The organism is Fibrobacter sp. UBA4309 (genome assembly GCF_002395745.1).
Lineage (GTDB): Bacteria > Fibrobacterota > Fibrobacteria > Fibrobacterales > Fibrobacteraceae > Fibrobacter.
Genome location: NZ_DGUN01000061.1, coordinates 1 through 16,576, shown reverse-complemented (window position 1 = coordinate 16,576; position 16,576 = coordinate 1). Strand labels below are relative to the sequence as shown.

At 54.0% G+C, this 16,576-nt stretch carries 14 protein-coding genes; 6 read left to right on the top strand and 8 right to left on the bottom strand.

Annotated features, from left to right (window positions below):
- Nucleotides 1–6 precede the first annotated feature (6 nt).
- Complete coding sequence (gene lon / locus B3M32_RS08815; protein ID WP_290745554.1) at nucleotides 7–2,343, top strand: endopeptidase La; 2,337 nt, start codon at nucleotides 7–9, stop codon at nucleotides 2,341–2,343.
- Nucleotides 2,343–3,119, top strand: coding sequence for a YggS family pyridoxal phosphate-dependent enzyme (locus B3M32_RS08810; protein ID WP_290745551.1), 777 nt, complete (start codon nucleotides 2,343–2,345; stop codon nucleotides 3,117–3,119). The genes lon and B3M32_RS08810 overlap by 1 nt, the downstream gene beginning before the upstream one ends.
- On the opposite strand, the gene B3M32_RS08805 is transcribed toward B3M32_RS08810, so the two are convergent.
- From B3M32_RS08805 to B3M32_RS08775, 7 genes are all read right to left on the bottom strand, one after another.
- Nucleotides 3,120–3,968, bottom strand: coding sequence for an MBL fold metallo-hydrolase (locus B3M32_RS08805; RefSeq protein ID WP_290745549.1), 849 nt, complete (start codon nucleotides 3,966–3,968; stop codon nucleotides 3,120–3,122). It abuts the gene before it with no gap.
- Nucleotides 3,969–4,529, bottom strand: coding sequence for a flavin reductase family protein (locus tag B3M32_RS08800; RefSeq protein ID WP_290745546.1), 561 nt, complete (start codon nucleotides 4,527–4,529; stop codon nucleotides 3,969–3,971). It abuts the gene before it with no gap.
- A 27-nt stretch (nucleotides 4,530–4,556) separates the two neighbouring features.
- Entirely contained in the window at nucleotides 4,557–5,336 is a 780-nt protein-coding gene (rsmA, locus tag B3M32_RS08795; protein ID WP_290745543.1) for a 16S rRNA (adenine(1518)-N(6)/adenine(1519)-N(6))-dimethyltransferase RsmA, read from the bottom strand.
- Between the two features lie 18 nt (nucleotides 5,337–5,354).
- Nucleotides 5,355–6,962, bottom strand: a complete 1,608-nt coding sequence (locus tag B3M32_RS08790) for a hypothetical protein (protein ID WP_290745540.1) — start codon at nucleotides 6,960–6,962, stop codon at nucleotides 5,355–5,357.
- Between the two features lie 125 nt (nucleotides 6,963–7,087).
- Nucleotides 7,088–8,347, bottom strand: a complete 1,260-nt coding sequence (lysA, locus tag B3M32_RS08785; RefSeq protein WP_290745537.1) for a diaminopimelate decarboxylase — start codon at nucleotides 8,345–8,347, stop codon at nucleotides 7,088–7,090.
- 130 nt (nucleotides 8,348–8,477) lie between these two features.
- Nucleotides 8,478–9,845, bottom strand: coding sequence for a hypothetical protein (locus B3M32_RS08780; protein ID WP_290745534.1), 1,368 nt, complete (start codon nucleotides 9,843–9,845; stop codon nucleotides 8,478–8,480).
- 96 nt (nucleotides 9,846–9,941) lie between these two features.
- The gene (locus tag B3M32_RS08775; RefSeq protein ID WP_290745530.1) at nucleotides 9,942–10,343 is read right to left on the bottom strand and encodes a glycogen-binding domain-containing protein; all 402 of its coding nucleotides are present in this window, start codon (nucleotides 10,341–10,343) and stop codon (nucleotides 9,942–9,944) included.
- A gap of 96 nt (nucleotides 10,344–10,439) precedes the next feature.
- On the opposite strand from B3M32_RS08775, the gene B3M32_RS08770 reads away from it, so the two are divergent.
- From B3M32_RS08770 to B3M32_RS08755, 4 genes are all read left to right on the top strand, one after another.
- Entirely contained in the window at nucleotides 10,440–12,188 is a 1,749-nt protein-coding gene (locus B3M32_RS08770) for a 1-deoxy-D-xylulose-5-phosphate synthase (protein WP_290745527.1), read from the top strand.
- Nucleotides 12,189–12,242: 54 nt separating this feature from the next.
- The gene (locus B3M32_RS08765; protein WP_290745524.1) at nucleotides 12,243–13,403 is read left to right on the top strand and encodes a DUF4434 domain-containing protein; all 1,161 of its coding nucleotides are present in this window, start codon (nucleotides 12,243–12,245) and stop codon (nucleotides 13,401–13,403) included.
- A 139-nt stretch (nucleotides 13,404–13,542) separates the two neighbouring features.
- A complete protein-coding gene (locus B3M32_RS08760) occupies nucleotides 13,543–14,970 on the top strand; it encodes an AAA family ATPase (protein WP_290745521.1) in 1,428 nt (475 codons plus the stop codon).
- 388 nt (nucleotides 14,971–15,358) lie between these two features.
- On the top strand, nucleotides 15,359–16,225 hold the full coding sequence (locus B3M32_RS08755) for a hypothetical protein (RefSeq protein WP_290745518.1): 867 nt from the start codon (nucleotides 15,359–15,361) through the stop codon (nucleotides 16,223–16,225).
- 78 nt (nucleotides 16,226–16,303) lie between these two features.
- Here the strand turns inward: B3M32_RS08755 and B3M32_RS08750 are convergent.
- Nucleotides 16,304–16,576, bottom strand: a 273-nt coding sequence (locus B3M32_RS08750) for an ACT domain-containing protein (protein ID WP_290745515.1), incomplete at its 5' end; no start/stop codon positions are given.

Sequence of the window (16,576 nt, the reverse complement as noted above, 5' to 3'; positions counted from 1 at the left end):
GCGTGTATGAGTTTTGATTTTTCGAAAACATTTCCCATGCTCCCCTTGAGGGATGCCGTTGTGTTCCCGATGACGACCCGCCGTATTCTGGTGGGCCGCGATATGTCGCTTCGCGCTCTGGAATATGCCGAGAACCACGACAACGAAATCATCCTGGTGGCTCAACGTGACGTCACTGTCGAAGAACTCCAGAACCCGATGCTGGATTTGTTCTCGGTCGGCGTGGCCGCCCGTGTAAGCAACGTGACGCCGTTCCCGAACGGCTGCGTGAAGGTGGTGCTCGAAGGCGTGCAGGTCGTGGACCTGCGTTCCATTCTGATGCAGGACGGATTCCTGCACGTGACCGTTTCGCCGCGCAAGAACGCCATCAAACTGGATTCCAAGACGCCCCGTTTTGACGAGGTGCTTTCGAGGTTCCGCGAATATGCGGCCAAGCGCAATATTGCCGAAGGCATGGTCGACGCCTTCTTCGGCATGGAAAACCAGCTGAACGCCTATTACGGGATGGTCCCCTTCTTGCAGGTGTCGCTTGCCGAAAAGCAAAGTTTTCTCGAGATGGCTTCGCTCGACATGATGTCGGAAAAGCTTCTCGCGCTGATGGACGTGACCGAAGACAACGAGAACGTGCTCGTGCGCATCCAGCAGAATGTGCGCCAGAAGATGGCGCAGCAGCAGAAGGAATGGTTTATTTCCGAACAGATCCGCCAGCTGCAAGACGAACTGGACGGCGACAATGCGGGCGCATCGGAACCCGACCAGCTGCTGAAAAAGATCAAGGCGAAGAATTTTACCCCGGTGATTGTCGAGAAGCTCGAAGACGAAATCAGCCGCATGCGCATGATGCAGCCGACGTCGCCGGAATATGCGGTAAGCCGCAACTATGTCGACTGGTTCCTGAACCTGCCTTACGGCGTGTATACCGAAACCGTGCTCAACATGAAAAAGGTGAAGAGCGAACTCGATTCCAAGCATTTCGGACTCGACAAGGTGAAGGAACGTATCATGGAATACGTCGCGGTGCTCAAGCTTACCGGCACGGAACGCCGTTCGCCGATTCTATGTCTCGTGGGCCCTCCGGGTGTCGGCAAGACGACGCTTGTGGAATCCATCGCGAACGCCATGCAGCGTAACTTTGTGCGCATTACGCTCGGCGGCGTACGTGACGAAGCCGAAATCCGTGGACACCGCCGTACCTATATCGGTGCGATGCCGGGCCGTTTTATCCATGCGCTGCGCCGTGCCAAGTGCATGAATCCGATTATATTGCTCGACGAAATCGACAAGATGGCGAGCGATTTCCGTGGCGACCCCGCGAGCGCGATGCTCGAGGTGCTTGACCCGGAACAGAACCACGACTTTACCGACCACTTCATGGAAGTGGGGCTCGACCTTAGCCGCGTGCTGTTTATCGCGACGGCGAACAGTGAAAGCGAAATCCCCGAAGCGTTGCGCGACAGGCTCGAAATCGTGCGCCTGCCCGGTTACTACCCGCACGAAAAGTTGCAGATTGCAAGCAAGTACCTGTTGCCGCGCATCTGTGAGCGCACCGGCGTAAAACTCGATGAACAGGTCTCGTTCGGCGAGAAGATCGTGACCGAAGTGATGCGTGGTTGGACCCGCGAAGCGGGCGTACGCGAACTGGAACGTACCTTGGAGAACGTGGTGCGTCACCGTGCCAAGGAAATCGTGATGGGCAAGAAATTCAAGCCCGAAATCACGGAAAAACAGTTGCAGGAATATCTGGGAGCGCCGCGTTTCCTCGATAGCCAGCTTCCGGCACCGGGCAAGCCGGGTGTCGTGACAGGCCTTGCCTGGACAAGCGTCGGCGGCGAAATCCTCCCCATCGAATGTATGCTCCTGAGCGGCAAGGGCCAGATTATCATGACGGGCAAGCTCGGCGACGTGATGAAGGAATCCGCCCAGATTGCGGTGAGCTTGGTGCGTGAACGCCTGCACCGTTTTGGCATCGACCCCGCGATCGTGAAAAAGACGGACATCCATATCCACGTACCCGAAGGCGCCGTGCCGAAGGACGGTCCCTCTGCGGGCATCGCCCTCACGCTCTGCCTGCTCTCTGCGTTCACGAGAATTCCCGTGGCGCCGGATATCGCGTTTACCGGCGAGGTGAGCCTCACGGGAGCCTGCCTCGCGATTGGCGGGCTCAACGAGAAGGCGCTTGCGGCACTCCAGGCCGGCGTGAAGACGCTCCGTCTGCCTGCGCAGAACAAGAAGGACGTGGACGAACTTCCGGCACCCGCGAAGAAGGGCCTCAAGATCTACACGCACAAGCACATCGACGAAATCGTGAAGATTCTGTTCGTGCAGAAGAAGGCGAAGAAGTAATGGAATTCACTCTCGAAGAAATGCGCGGGCATCTTGCCGCTCTCGAAGCAAGAATTGCGGAAGCCTGCAAGATTGCGGGCCGTAGCCGCGACTCGGTTAAGCTCGTCTGGGTGAGCAAGTTCCACCCGGCAGAAGCCGTGGAAAATGCGATTAGCCTGGGCGCGACCGACTTCGGCGAGAACCGCGTGCAAGAGGCGGAACTCAAGTTCAGCGAGCCGCGCAAGGCACTCAATGGCGAACGCGTGCGTTGCCACGTGATTGGCCCCGTGCAGAGCAACAAGCTCAAGAAGGCGGCGATTGTGGCCGACTGCATCCATTCCATCGCGAGCATCGAGGCGGTCGAGAAATTGGAGCGCGTCTGCGCGGCACTCCCCGGCAACGGCGCCGGCGCATCTCAGGGCAAAATCCTTGATATACTCTTCCAGGTGAACGCTGGCGAAGAAGAGACCAAGAGCGGGCTCGACGTGCACGAAGCGGAAGCTTTCTTGAACGGGCTTGCAGAAACGAACTTCCCGCATCTGCGTTTCCGCGGGCTCATGACCATCGGCAAGAATACCGGTGTCGCCGAAGATTCCCGCGAATGCTTTGCGTTCCTGCGCGGACTGCAGCAGAAGTTCCTCGCAAAGGGCGGCGTGTTCGCCCACTTCGACCAGCTTTCGATGGGCATGACGGGCGATTTGGAAGTCGCTATCGAAGAAGGCTCCACGATGATCCGCGTGGGTACGGCTCTCTTCGGTGAGCGCGACTACAGTAAACCGGTAAATGACCCGGTGTAACTACACCTCGATAGACATTCCCGTAAACATCTGTTCGGCACGGTCGCCAAGGATTTCGTGCAGGATTTTGAAGGCGCGGTCGCCGGTGCAGTGACCGGTGTAGATTTTTTGGACGTTCAGTTCGCGCAGGCGTTCGGCAAAGGCGCGGATGTCGCTGTCCTTGTAGCGGAAAAGATGGAAACCGCCGAGAATCGCGAAAAGCTTCTTGTCGGGGAACGTGGCGGCGATTTCCTTGACGATATTGTCTGCGCCGCCGTGGCTGCAGCTGTTCATGACGAACAGGCCGCGGGGCGTATCGAATACCAGGCTCTGCTCGTGCTCAAAGCTGTCGTAGCGAAATCTCCCGTTTTCCTTTACGCTCAGGTGGGCACGTTCGCCGATGCTTTCGAGGCCTGCGGTCTTGTGCGGCACGAGCGTTATTCCGGGAACGATTTCGGCATCGCCTTCTACGAAGCGGATGCGGTCGGCGAACCGCTTGAGCCATCCCCTGTGAATGCCGATGTATACGTGGAAGGCGAGCGGGCCGAGCAGCTTGTGCGTATGGTAGCAGTTTTCGGCGGCGCCCTTGCGCAGGTAGAAAGGAGCCTTTTCGTTCGCCTTGAAGAATTTGGCGAGCCCGTTCGCGTGATCGTAGTGCGCGTGGCTCAAGACGCCGATATCCACTTGCGACAGGTCGATTCCCATCACGGCGGCGTTCTTTGCGAAAAGGTGCGAGGCGCCCGTATCCAGAAGGACCTTGTGGTCCTTGTATTCGGCGTAGACAGAAAGTCCCCATTCGCCAAAGAGCTTGCGTGGACGTTCGTCGGCGGAGAAGCCTTCGATATTGTCGATGAGGATCCTGATTTTCATTTACTTGATTTCTTTGCCGTCGCTGAAGGCGTTGCCTATGCGGTGTTCCATCACGTAATAGCCGTGACCGGCGGAATCGTAGCAGACGGGGGCGAGTTTTTCTACATCGAGCTTGCCGTTTGCGTCCAGCACGGAATCATCGGCAGTCACGTTCACGATTTCGCCCAGCAGGAGTTCGGAATCGTCGTCGTAGCTTACCATCTTGCATTCGAGCGTGAGCGGGAGTTCCGCAATCAGCGGGGCGTCCACGTTTTCGCTCTTGACGGCGGTGAATCCCGATTTTGCAAACTTGTCTGGAACCTTGTTGCCGCTGGTGATGCCCAGGTAGTCGATTGCCTTGATATGTGCAGCGGTTGCCATGCTCACGGTGAACGCGCCGCGCGCCTTGATGTTCGGCATGGTCTTGTGCGAGGCGGCCACGTAGATGGCGATTTGGTTAGAATCGCTGATGGAACCCCAGGCTGCCACCATGGCGTTCGCGGAGCCGTCTTCGTTGTAGGTCGCGATGACCAGTGTGGGTTGCGGGTAGAGATAGGTCTTGACACCGAGATTCTTGCGCATGGATAAACCTCCAGTTTGCGGTTGTGGTTAGCCTACGATGACTTTATAAAATTCCAGGAACTGTGCCGGGGAAAGTTCTTCGGCACGGACGGTCGTGGGGTAGTCCAGTAGCTCGATGGCTTCCTGGATTTTCTTCTTGTCGTATGCCTTGCCGAAAGAGTTGGCGAGTGTCTTGCGCTTTTGCGTGAATGCGGCGCGCACGAAGTCGAAATAGCCTTCGGGAGCTTCCAGTGGGCAGGCTTTGGGCGTGAGCAGCATGGTGGCGCTGTCGACATTCGGGCGCGGTGTAAAATGTTCCGGACCGATCTTGCGGAGAATCTGCGTGTCGGCGAAGGCGGAGACGAGTACGGAAAGGCTGCCGTAATTGCTGCTGCACGGCGAGGCGCAAATGCGTTCGGCGACTTCGAGCTGAACCATCCCCATGAATCCCTTCGTGAGGTGCAGGCGCGGCATGAGGCTTGCGATGATGGCGGTCGAGACGTTGTAGGGGAGGTTCCCCGTAATCCACGGCTTTTCATGGGCGTCCAAGAAAGCCTGCAGGTCGAATTTCAGGAAGTCGATATTGACGATGTGGAAATTCTCGCGGGCCCGGAATTTTTCTTGCAAAAATTCAACGCACTGCTCATCGATTTCGATGGCAGTGAGTTCCACGGCGCGGTCGAGAAGGTGTTCTGTGAGGGCGCCGTGGCCGGGCCCGATCTCGAGCACCGCCTCTCCGGCGTCTGCGGGCAAGTCGCCCGCAATCAGCTTTGCGGTAGGGACATCCAGAAAATTCTGGCCGAATCTGCGTCGACGTGCTCTATCCATGCACGCAAAGATAGTTTTTTAGAACATGATGAACGCGCCAATGGACATGGCGATATTATCATGATCGGAGAAACTTCCGAACGGATTCTGCAGGAACGTCTTGGTGAACGCCAGTTCGAGGGCGGCCTGTTCGTACTGGAATCTTGCGCCCAGGTTGGCTTCTGTCTTGCCCGATTGGACATCGAGCGTCTTGATGCTGGTGAGGTCCTGCTCGTAGATGCCGTATTGGAAGATTTCCCAGCGGTGGCTTACGCTTCCGAACACCATGAAGTGGCTGTTCAGGGCGATTTCGCCGAGGACGTTGGGAGCGGTCGTCAAGGCGTACGTGGTTTCCGTTTCGCGGTAGTTGTCAAGCTGGTCGAATACGACAATCGGGAGCGCGGTGTTCAGGCCGATAAAGATGCGGGCCTTTTCGGACTGCAGGATTCTCGAACCGAAATTGAATTCGGGAGTGACTTCTACGCGTGCGGTCGTGTCGGTTGCCGTGACGGTGTGGATGACGACTTTGCTCTTTCCGTCGATGATTTCTTCGACGAGGCTCTGGCTGAATTTTTCCGAGTTGTGGCGCAACAGGGAAACCTGTGCGGTCCAGGCGAACTTATTGTTGTTGGACTTGGAGACGGCGAGCGTTCCCATGGCATCCCAGATCTTGAGGTCCGTTTCGGAGCCGGGGATGTTGACGTACTTGATGTTCTTCGGGTTCACGTACTTTCCGCGGAGGGCGATATCCACCGAACCGGCCTTCATGGAGAATGTCGCCGCGGCGAGCGTGCCTCCGGAAGTGGTCCTATAGGTTTCTTCGTGCTTGGGGTAGGTGGCGTAGGTCCAGTTCTTGTCGACGGCGGCGCCGACGGTAAAGCCGAACCTGTTGAGGGCAAGGCCTGCGGTGAGCATGCCGAGATCCTGGGAGTTGTCGAATACAAAGAAGTAGGTGGCCCTTTCGCCGAACGAGACTGCACCCATGTCGTCGACAGGTTCGATATAGCCGAGCCTAAGGCCGCGCATTTTATGCGGGAATGCGATGTTTCCGTTCACGGTCGGTGCGGCGGCTTCGTTCTGCGCCAGGTTGTAGGCATTGCCGTGCAGCACGTCGAGCATGTGCGGCGGTTCAGGCGGTTGCGGCTTGGCGGCGGGAGCCTTCTTCGCGGTGTCGGCTGCGGCGGCAACCTTGGCGGTTGTGTCGGCTGCGGCTGCGACCGGGGCCGTTACGGAGTCCTGTTTTGCCGGAACGGGTTCGGCCGTGAATTCAGGAATGAGTTCCTGCTGGAATTCGGTAGCTGCCGTAGAATCCTTGGCAGGGGCCTGTGTTGCTGCGGGATCTTCTTGTACGAAGGCTGTGGCCGGGTCCTGGGCGGCCGGGGCTTCGGCGGCGGGAGTGGCGGCCGGGTCTGTTGCAGGAGCCGTTGCGGGTGCGGCGGCAGGTTCAGCCGGGGCGGCAGGAGCCGCAGCGGCGGTTTCCGCGGGAGCAGGAGTTGCGGTGGCCACGGGAGCGGGAGCCGCAGCGGCGGTTTCCGCGGGTGCAGGAGCTGCAGTGGTCGCAGGAGCCTGGGTAGGGGCGGCTGTCTGGGCGTATGTCAGGATAGCGGCGGACAGCAAAAACAGGGGAATGCTCTTCTGTATATTCATGTAAAATAAAATACATAAATAAAACGAAAAGGGGATATTTTTTTTGCACTGGTATCATAAAAAACCGGCAAATTGAATTGCCGGTTTAATAATTTTTCAGCGAGCAAAACGTCGCCATGCGAAGTTTACAGGTCGATAACGCGGTCGTTCTGCAAGAGCTGCTCGAAAGTCTGCCTTTCGCGGATGACCTTGAGTTCGCCATTGGTGTACATGGTCTCGGCGGCGTAGCGGCGGCTGTTGTAGTTGCTGCTCATGGCGGCACCGTAGGCGCCCGCGTCATGGAGAATCAGCAAGTCGCCGACTTTTGCCATCGGGAGCTTGCGGGTCACCACGAAGCCGCCTTCTTCCTGCGTGAACACGTCACCGGATTCGCAGAGCGGGCCTGCCACCACTGCGTCGACCATCTCGTTCATCTCGCGGCCGTCGCGGGCGATGATGGAAATGCCGTGATAACTGCCGTAGAAGCTCGGGCGGACGAGATCGGTAAAGCCCGCGTCGAGCAGGTAGAACAGGTTGTCGCCCTGTTTTTTGACGGCGCGGATTTCGGCCATCAGGTAACCGCTTTCGGCCACCAGGTAGCGGCCGGGTTCGACTTCCAGGTGAACCTCGTGGCCGATGCTCTGCTGGATGTTCTTGCGGGCCTTGTCCCACAGATCGTAGTAGGCCTGCATGTCAATGCGGTTGCCCTTGTCTTCTTCGTGATACGGAATCGGGAGGCCGCCCCCTGCACTGATGGTGCGGAGGTGAGAGCCCAGGCGGCGGCTAGCGTCCACCATCGCGTCGCAAACCTGCGAGAGGTGTTCGAAGTCGGAGCCGGAACCGATGTGCATGTGCAGCCCGGTAATCCACATCCCGTTTGCCTGCGCGAGCTTGACGCAGTCCTTAATCTGTTCGTGCCACACGCCATGCTTGCTGAGCGGACCGCCGGTATTCACCTTGCTCGAATGCCCGTGGCCAAAGCCCGGGTTCACGCGGAGCGTAAGTTCCGACTTCACGCCGAAATCGGCAAGCTGCTGGATCATGTCGGGCGAACCCACGTTCACCGCGATGTCGTACTTCTTCACGAGTTCAAGCGCGTCGCGGTCGAAGATATCTGCGGTGTAGACAATTTCGGGAGCCTTGCCCTTCTGCTGGCCACCCTTAAAACCCGCCTTCAACGCGCGGACGATTTCGCCTGCAGAAACGGCATCCACCACGCCACCGAGCTTGCGTACGAGCGCTACGATGGAGAGGTTCGGACATGCCTTCTGGGCAAAACGCACGGTGTCGAAAACCTGGACTTCCTTCACGCGCTTCTCGATAGTGGCGCGGTCATAAATCCAGAGGGGGGTGCCGTACTGTTCGGCAGCCTTCACGAAAACTTCTTGAGGAATGGAATAGTTCATGGGGGGAAAGATAGAAAATAGTGGTTAGTGGTGAATGCTCTCAACAACAATCCTCCGGCTTGAGCCCACACAATGTTTTACACAAAATGAAAAGCGCCGGGTAATTGGCCCAGCGCAATATGCCAAGATTTTATTCTTGCTCAAATGTCAGCCGCTTGGCCATTATCCACAGGCCATCTTTCGGGTTGCCGTCTTTGTCGACAAGTACATTCATCATGGAATCCACTTTTACGGCACTCTCTTCATCGGCATACCAATCGTCGGCGACATTCGAACCATAAATACTGTCAAGAGCATTTTTTATCCGCCAAGTATCCCAATTACTCGCCAAACCTCCCGGAAAAGCAATCAACTGCAAGTATTCCAATTCCAGCGTGTCCCCATTAGCATCAACCGGCAAATCATTCCTCGCGAAAATATAACGACAAAGATTATCTGGGGAACACCAACTCAGCCCTTTCCGCTTGTAAATAAGGTCACCCTTTGTCGTTTTCGCAAGTACATGCGTATTCGTGTTATAACGCCACACCCGTTCAGTGTAAATCCAGCGGGCAAACTCCCCCTCAAAACAAGGTGCGTCAGCAGCGCAATCAATTTCTTCCAAGCGGTCCGTATACTCCGGAACAAAAGAGATAAAGTTTATTTTAAAATCATATTGGAGGGAATCCACCTTCTTGGGTACAATCCACGACTGGTACACTATGGCACACGATACTTCCGCTGCGGTGTCCGCTCCTAGAAAATCAACCAGTTTTGCGCTATCGGCTTCAACACGGATATCCGGACGAAGGCGTTCGCTTTCGCGCTCCAAAACCTTAAGCGGTAAGTGCAAAGTATCGCCGTCTTTCGCAATGATGCAATCCGACTGTGCGGAATCCACATAGGCGTATTCATAGTCCCAGTCAAAAGTCGCATGCCTGTAATGGCTCTCTATATCAAAGAACAGCTTGCCCTTCTTGAATATGGTCGGACCCTTGACCCTATTCGATTCTTCCTGCCGGTACTCTCCAAGAATCACGTAGTCACCCGGTTCCTTCGACGGAGTCAAACGGTACTTCGCATGGAAATTCCCGCACTGTGCCGAGTCAAGGCTCCATTCTATCACATGCTCGTTTTCGATATCGGGCACCATGACCTTCAAGGACGTATCCCTGTCGTAAAAGAACGCGAATTCATTCTCGACAGGCTTGCCATCGACCTTGATGCGCACGTCCTCGTAACCGCAGTCGGGATAAAATTGTTCCGTATGGCACCAGAAATATATTTTAAGGTTATACTGCAGGCTGGGCAGACGCACTTCTACCGTAGTATCAATTTCGGTGTGCCAATCGGGACATTCATATCCATCTTGCGTCTCGGTCACGGGAGTCTGTTCCAAATACGCATACAACGTTGAATGTCCTGCAAAGCCCTCGGGAGTCGGTTTTGCTGACGATGAACTATCCGACGTACATGCATAAATGCAAAATAGAACCAAAAACGACAACAATCTCTTCATGCAAGACACTCCTTTCTCCAAATATAGCTTTCGCTATCTAGCAAAAAAAGGCCCCGGTAACCCGGAGCCTTCCGATAAACGAACAAAAAAGCGCGATTAGACGTGCTTGATCTTGTTGTCGCCTGCGTCCCAGTTCTTGCCGTCGCACACGAACTTGTATTCGTAGTCGCCAGCGGCGAGGGAAATCTTCGCGGTCCAGAGGCCAGTCTTCTTGTCCTTCTTGAGCATGTCCTTGTCGACAGCCCAGTTGTTGAACGTACCGGCAACAGAGACGGTCGTGGCGAGCGGGCAGTCGGCGACGAATTCGACGGCGACCTTCTTCGCGGCGGCGGCCTTCGGGGCAGCCTTCTTGGCAGCGGGCTTTTCAGCCTTGGCGGCAGCGGGCTTAGCGGCGGGCTTTGCACAAGCCTTGGCGCAACCCTTCTTTTCGGCAGCCGGCTTGGCGGCGGCCTTCTTGGCGGGGGCCTTTGTAGCCTTATTTGCAGTTGTTTTAGCCATTTTTTTATCTCCTACTTGTATGACGGGCTAAAGTTAGTAAAAAAAGGTGGGCGTGGCTAGCTTAAGGTTGTATATTTGTCTAAAAAGGCGGTATTTATGCTTATAGAAAAGGTTGCGTCCCCTGCAGATGTGAAGAAGATGGACGCGGAAAGCCTCAAGGTGCTCGCGGCAGAAATCCGCACGGCGCTTATCAACAAGATTTCAAAATGCGGTGGTCATTTGGCGCCGAACCTCGGATTCGTAGATGCGACCATCGCATTGCATTATGTTTTTGAATCGCCCAAGGACAAGATTGTCTACGATGTAAGCCACCAGAGCTACACCCACAAGATTTTGACAGGCCGCGCCGAAGCGTTCCTGAATCCGGAAAAGTACTGGAGCGTTACCGGCTACACCGAACCCTGCGAAAGTGAACACGACCAGTTCATGATTGGCCACACTTCGACTTCCGTGAGCCTTGCGCTCGGGCTTGCAACCGCCCGCGATATCAAGGGCGAAAAGGGCAACGTCATCGCCGTCATCGGTGACGGTTCCTTGAGCGGTGGCGAAGCATTCGAAGGCCTCGACAACGCCGGCGAATACGCGACGAACTTTATCGTGGTGGTGAACGACAACGAAATGTCCATCGCCGAAAACCATGGCGGTCTTTACGGGAGCCTCGCGGAACTCCGCGCTACGCAGGGCAAGAGCGAGAACAACTATTTCAAAAGCCTCGGATTTGACTACCTGTATGTGGAGCAGGGCAACGACATCGAATCGCTCATCGCCGCGTTCAAGCAGGTGAAGGATTCCACGAAGCCCGTGGTCGTGCACATCCATACGCTCAAGGGCAAGGGCTACAGCTTCGCCGAAAATTCCAAGGAAGGTTTCCACTGGGCCGCACCCTTCGACATCCCGACCGGCGTCGTCAACTGGGGTAACGACGAATCGTACGGCGCAATCCTCGGCGACTACCTGATGAAAAAAATCAAGGCGGACCCGAAAGTCGTCGTGATTCATTCCGCGGTTCCTGCAGGCATCGGCTTCTTTGCCGACCGCCGTAAAGAAGCGGGCAAGCAGTTCATTGACGTGGGCATCGCCGAAGAGCACGCCGTCGCACTCGCCTCGGGCCTTGCCAAAGGTGGCGCCAAGCCCATCTACAGCACGCACGGTACATTCATCCAGCGCACCTACGACCAGCTCTCGCAGGACCTGTGCGCGAACAACAACCCGGCAACGATTCTTGTGACTATGTCGGGCGCCGACGGCATGAACGACACCACGCACCTGTGCATTTTCGACATCCCAATGATGAGCAATATCCCGAACCTGGTGTACCTCTGCCCGACTTGCGTAGAAGAAGCCATCGCCATGATGGATTACGCCATTGACCAGACAGAACACCCCATGGCCATCCGCATCCCGAACGGGGTCTCGCACAGGAATGTGGCATTCGACAAGGATTATTCCAAGCTGAATACGTATAAAGTGGATAAGCGTGGCAGTAAAGTCGCCCTCATCGGTCTCGGCAGCTACTACGCGCTCGCCGAAGAAGCCGCGGCAGAACTTGCCAAGCAGGGAATCGACGCGACCATCATCAACCCGCGATTTGCGACAGGCGTTGACGAGGCTACGCTCACGGGATTGTGCGCCGACCACCAGGTTGTCGTAACCCTCGAAAACGGCGTGATCGACGGAGGCTTCGGCGAAAAGATCGCCCGCTTCTACGGCAACACCGATATGCACGTGCTCGTAAAGGGCCTCAAGAAGGAATTCTACGACAAGGTCCCCTACGGTGAACTCATGGAACGTAACCGTCTCACGCCCAAGCAGATTGTGGAAGACGTGATGGCAACACTCAAATAACGTCACCGATACGAGAATCGTGCCTTTCGCCCGAAATAAGTATATATTTCGGGTATGTCCATCTCGCAGCACATATTCCGACTCATGCTTCCCGCGCTCTTGTGCGGAGCTGTCGGGCCGTTTGCCGGCGCAGTTCATGCGGCGGGGTTCGCGGGTGTTTTCGACGCGGGCTGGTCCACAGCCTACTACCCGCAGGATTCCATCACGCACATGCACCAGAGGCTGCACGCGCTCGGGATGGACGAAGTCGTATTGCAGTACGCCGCGGTCGAGGCGACGCACTTGTACTACCCCTCGCAACTGGACTTTCTGCAGAACACGCAATACAAGAACAACGAACTTTTCCCCAAGAGCATCGAGGCGGCAAAAGCCGTCGGCACAAAAATCTGGCTCGGGCTTTACTACAATGGCGACAACTGGTACACGCCACCGACCGCCGAGCAGCTTGATACTTTGTCTGCACGCAACCTGAAAGTGCTTGAAGAAATCTACGCGCTTTATGGCAACGAGACCGTAGTCGCGGGCGTGTACATTCCGCAAGAGATTGCGCGCTACTACTGGGACGGCCTGCGCAGCGACGCGACGCCGGAAATGCTTACGAAGCATTTCTTGAAACCCGTTACCGAGGCCGCACAGGCTAAGGGCTGGAAGGTGATGGCCGCTCCCTTCTACAACCAGAATCTGGAAATGCCCGAGAAATTGCAATCGTTTTTCGAAAAACTCTTTGCCGCAGGATTCAAGCCCGACATTATCGCCGTACAGGACGGCGTAGGCGCAAGCGATGCGGGCAAAGTTCATGCCGAAACCGCGACCGTGGGCAACTACGAACGCGCCGTTGCGGCAGCCTGCAAAAAATACGGCATCGATTTCTGGGTAGACCTGGAACTGTTCCGCACCGACGATTCGCACGCGCTTGCCGACAGCGCAAGGATTTCGGCACAGCTCGATTCTGCATACGCCGCAGGCGCCGTGAAAGTCATCGGCTATGACTTGGCCGTGCTCGGGAACGCGGGACTCGATTCCCTCGAGAAGTGGAAACTCGAATCCAGCGCGGAGCCTGCGTCACCCGATTCCACAACCGGCATTGCGATACCACGCGAATATTACGAAACCCGACGCGCAGCCAACGCCCGCGTGTTCGATACGCAAGGCCGCTACCTCGGCACCGGCGAAAAGAAGATCAGTCCCGCCGTCAGGACCGTGAAGAAGCGGTAAAGTTTAGAATTCAGAAAATACATATTTAGAGAATTATAACGTTAAAAAGTGCTTATAACGCTCTAAATCTTGTATTTTTTAGCACATTTAGAGAATTATAGCGCATTTTTTATTATATTAGCATAAAAAGAGGTATTTTATGCTAATAGGCCGCACAGAACAGCAAAAAGAACTCCAATCCTTGCTCAACCGCAAGGAATCCCAATTCTGCGCCGTTTATGGAAGGCGACGCGTTGGAAAGACCTATCTCATTCGAGAGACGTTCAACTACCACTTCACCTTTCAACATACAGGCCTTTCCGACCAACCTCTCAAAAAGCAGTTAGCGGCCTTTCGCGATTCCCTCATTGCAGCGGGTGCCCCCAAGCAGGCCGTGCCAAAAAATTGGAGCGAGGCGTTTACCGCATTGCAAAATTTTTTGCAACAGTCAAAAGACTCCAAAAAGGTCGTTTTCATCGATGAGCTTTCGTGGATGGACACCCCAAAATCAGGCTTCGTGAGCGCACTCGAACATTTCTGGAATGCTTGGGCTACGGCACGCAGGGAACACGACATCGTACTGATTGTTTGCGGGAGTTCCACCTCGTGGATTACGACCAAGATTATCTATAACCGGGGTGGCCTACATAACCGCCTGACCAGTTCCATTCATCTGCAGCCTTTTACCCTTGCCGAATGCGAAAATTACTCCAAAACTGCAGGACTAGGCTTTTCACGCACGGACATTGCCAACGCCTATATGATTTTTGGGGGAGTTCCCTTCTACTGGAGCCTGCTCAAACGCGGCGAAAGTTTACCGCAGAATATTGACAGGCTCTTTTTTGCGAAAGACGCAAAGCTGAAGAACGAATACAGAGAAATGTTCGCATCACTGTTCAAGAACCCCGCCCCGTATCTTGATGTCCTGGCAATTCTCTGCGATAAAAAGTCGGGGCTCACCAGAGAAAAATTTGCAGAGTCTCCGAAATTTGAAAATGACGGAACCTTGACCAAGATTCTCGACGAACTCGACGAATGCGGCTTTATCCGCAGATACCATAAAATCGGACAAGAAAAGAAAGATGCACTATATCAGATTATAGACAATTTCGTTCTCTTTCATTTCAGCTTCCTTGCTAACAAGAAAAAGACAGATGCCAATTTCTGGAGCAAGTCCAGCAACAAGCCGCTTCTGAACTCATGGTATGGCCTAGCATTTGAACGCCTTTGCCTGCAACACATCGAGCAAATCAAGAACACCCTCGGAATATCGGGAATTCTCACGGATGTAGCTTCCTGGAACACAAAACCACAAAAGAGCAAAAAGGGAGCACAGATCGACCTGATCATTGACCGCGATGACGGCGTAATAGACATCTGCGAAATGAAGTATTCCAAGGGGAAATTTTCGATAAGCAAAACAGATTACGACAATATCAAGAACAAGAAAGATGTTTTCGAACATAGTATAAAAACACGCAAGGCCGTCCAGACAGTACTCGTAACATCGTACGGTTCGCTACGCAACAAATATTATAACGAGTTGGTGCAAAACGAAGTCGTCTTGGATGATCTATTCAAATTGTAAAAACGTACATTTAGAGAATTATAAAGCTAAAAAGTGCTTATAACGCTCTAAATCTTATATTTTTTAGCACATTTAGAGAATTATAGCACATAAAATGCACTATAGCAAAAAAATAGCCCCCGGCCGTTAGGTCGGGGGCGGCACCCACTATTGAGCACTTAATTTCTCCTGAAATATAGCATACAATCTTATTTTAGGTTTTTACAAAAAAACTTTCCCTTTTCATATTCATTATATTATAAGTGAACAAGACAATCTACGGCCGTATTCTCGCACGAGATGTCGTCGTACACCAATATGCAAAGGTATATCGTGTTGACTTTAACCCAACCGACGCAATGCAAGTTGCATATGCTCATTTTTACAAAAATAAAAAAGGAGGCTCGAAATGAAATCATATGTATTAGCAGGAGCACTTACGATTACATTGCTTGCCTGCTCAAATGATGGAGTTTCAGGAACACCCGACAGCTCTGAGACCTCAACTACAAAAATCGAATCCTCCTCCAACCCCTCGGGCTTAGAACATTCAAGTTCCTCATCTGAAGAGGTATCGTCTTCATCTAATTTTCATCCACTCTGCAAAGCAAGCGGAAATTGGGGTTCTCGTGGAGGATGTTCTGAAATATGGCCTCATGGCGATGGTGACTTATGGTCTAACGGCGACCTCAAAGTAAATGCGAGTATATATATAGATGACTCCACCTCATTTGGTGAAAGGGCGGGTGAGTTCTTTTTCGAAACAGATTCCGCCGAAGGTGGCGAATCACAAATCATTTGGAGTGAGGGGAAATACGTTTTGTCTGAATTTAAGGGCCTTCTCTATGCCATGGTCCAATTGGTAAGAGGAAATCTTCCATATGATCCCTTTTGTAATATCGGTTTCAATATAGCTGGCTTTGATTCTAGCAGCCATGCGATATCTGCGGATATTTCCGCTTGGAATGGAATATGCGTTCTTTATCAAGGAACAATCAGTCCAACTATACAACTGGATCTAGGTGATTCCATCAACCAGAAGATTGGATATGCATTGCCGTCCGTGAAAATGTCTTCACAAGAGGAACCTCAATGTTTCGAGTGGAATCAATTCAAACAAACCAATCTTAATGAAGATGCAGAAACCATTTCGGGCGAAGAGGCGGCAAAAAAAGTAGTTAGAATCGTTTTCCACTTTCAGGAACAGCCGAACACAGAACTCGACGGGTATGAAGCCATTGAGTTCCTAGCCATCGGTACCAATCGAGATGAGTAACAAAAACGGCCCGGATTTTATTCCGGGTCGTCTTTTATAATAGGGGATCCCCGCCTGCGCGGGGATGACAATTGCGGATTACTTCACGAATGCGCCGTAGATGGCCTTGATGGCCTTCTCGGTATCGGCTTCGTCAACACCGGTGATGATGTTGATCTGCGAAGAACCCTGGTCGATGATGCGGACGTTCACCTTGTTCTCGGCGAGAGCGGTGAACAGCTTCGCGGCAACACCGATCTTGTTCGTCATGCCGTGACCCACGGTAGCGATAAGCGCGATACCCGGGAATACCTTGATACGGTCGGGGCGCATCTGCTGCGTGATGTCTTCGAGGACCACGTCCTGCACGGC

Coding starts and splice junctions, on each gene's coding strand:
- B3M32_RS08805 (WP_290745549.1), bottom strand. CDS start 3,968: ATGAAAATCAGGATCCTCATCGACAATATCGAAGGCTTCTCCGCCGAC.
- B3M32_RS08765 (WP_290745524.1), top strand. CDS start 12,243: ATGTCCATCTCGCAGCACATATTCCGACTCATGCTTCCCGCGCTCTTG.
- lon (WP_290745554.1), top strand. CDS start 7: ATGAGTTTTGATTTTTCGAAAACATTTCCCATGCTCCCCTTGAGGGAT.
- B3M32_RS08770 (WP_290745527.1), top strand. CDS start 10,440: ATGCTTATAGAAAAGGTTGCGTCCCCTGCAGATGTGAAGAAGATGGAC.
- rsmA (WP_290745543.1), bottom strand. CDS start 5,336: ATGGATAGAGCACGTCGACGCAGATTCGGCCAGAATTTTCTGGATGTC.
- B3M32_RS08810 (WP_290745551.1), top strand. CDS start 2,343: ATGGAATTCACTCTCGAAGAAATGCGCGGGCATCTTGCCGCTCTCGAA.
- B3M32_RS08790 (WP_290745540.1), bottom strand. CDS start 6,962: ATGAATATACAGAAGAGCATTCCCCTGTTTTTGCTGTCCGCCGCTATC.
- B3M32_RS08755 (WP_290745518.1), top strand. CDS start 15,359: ATGAAATCATATGTATTAGCAGGAGCACTTACGATTACATTGCTTGCC.
- B3M32_RS08775 (WP_290745530.1), bottom strand. CDS start 10,343: ATGGCTAAAACAACTGCAAATAAGGCTACAAAGGCCCCCGCCAAGAAG.
- lysA (WP_290745537.1), bottom strand. CDS start 8,347: ATGAACTATTCCATTCCTCAAGAAGTTTTCGTGAAGGCTGCCGAACAG.
- B3M32_RS08780 (WP_290745534.1), bottom strand. CDS start 9,845: ATGAAGAGATTGTTGTCGTTTTTGGTTCTATTTTGCATTTATGCATGT.
- B3M32_RS08800 (WP_290745546.1), bottom strand. CDS start 4,529: ATGCGCAAGAATCTCGGTGTCAAGACCTATCTCTACCCGCAACCCACA.
- B3M32_RS08760 (WP_290745521.1), top strand. CDS start 13,543: ATGCTAATAGGCCGCACAGAACAGCAAAAAGAACTCCAATCCTTGCTC.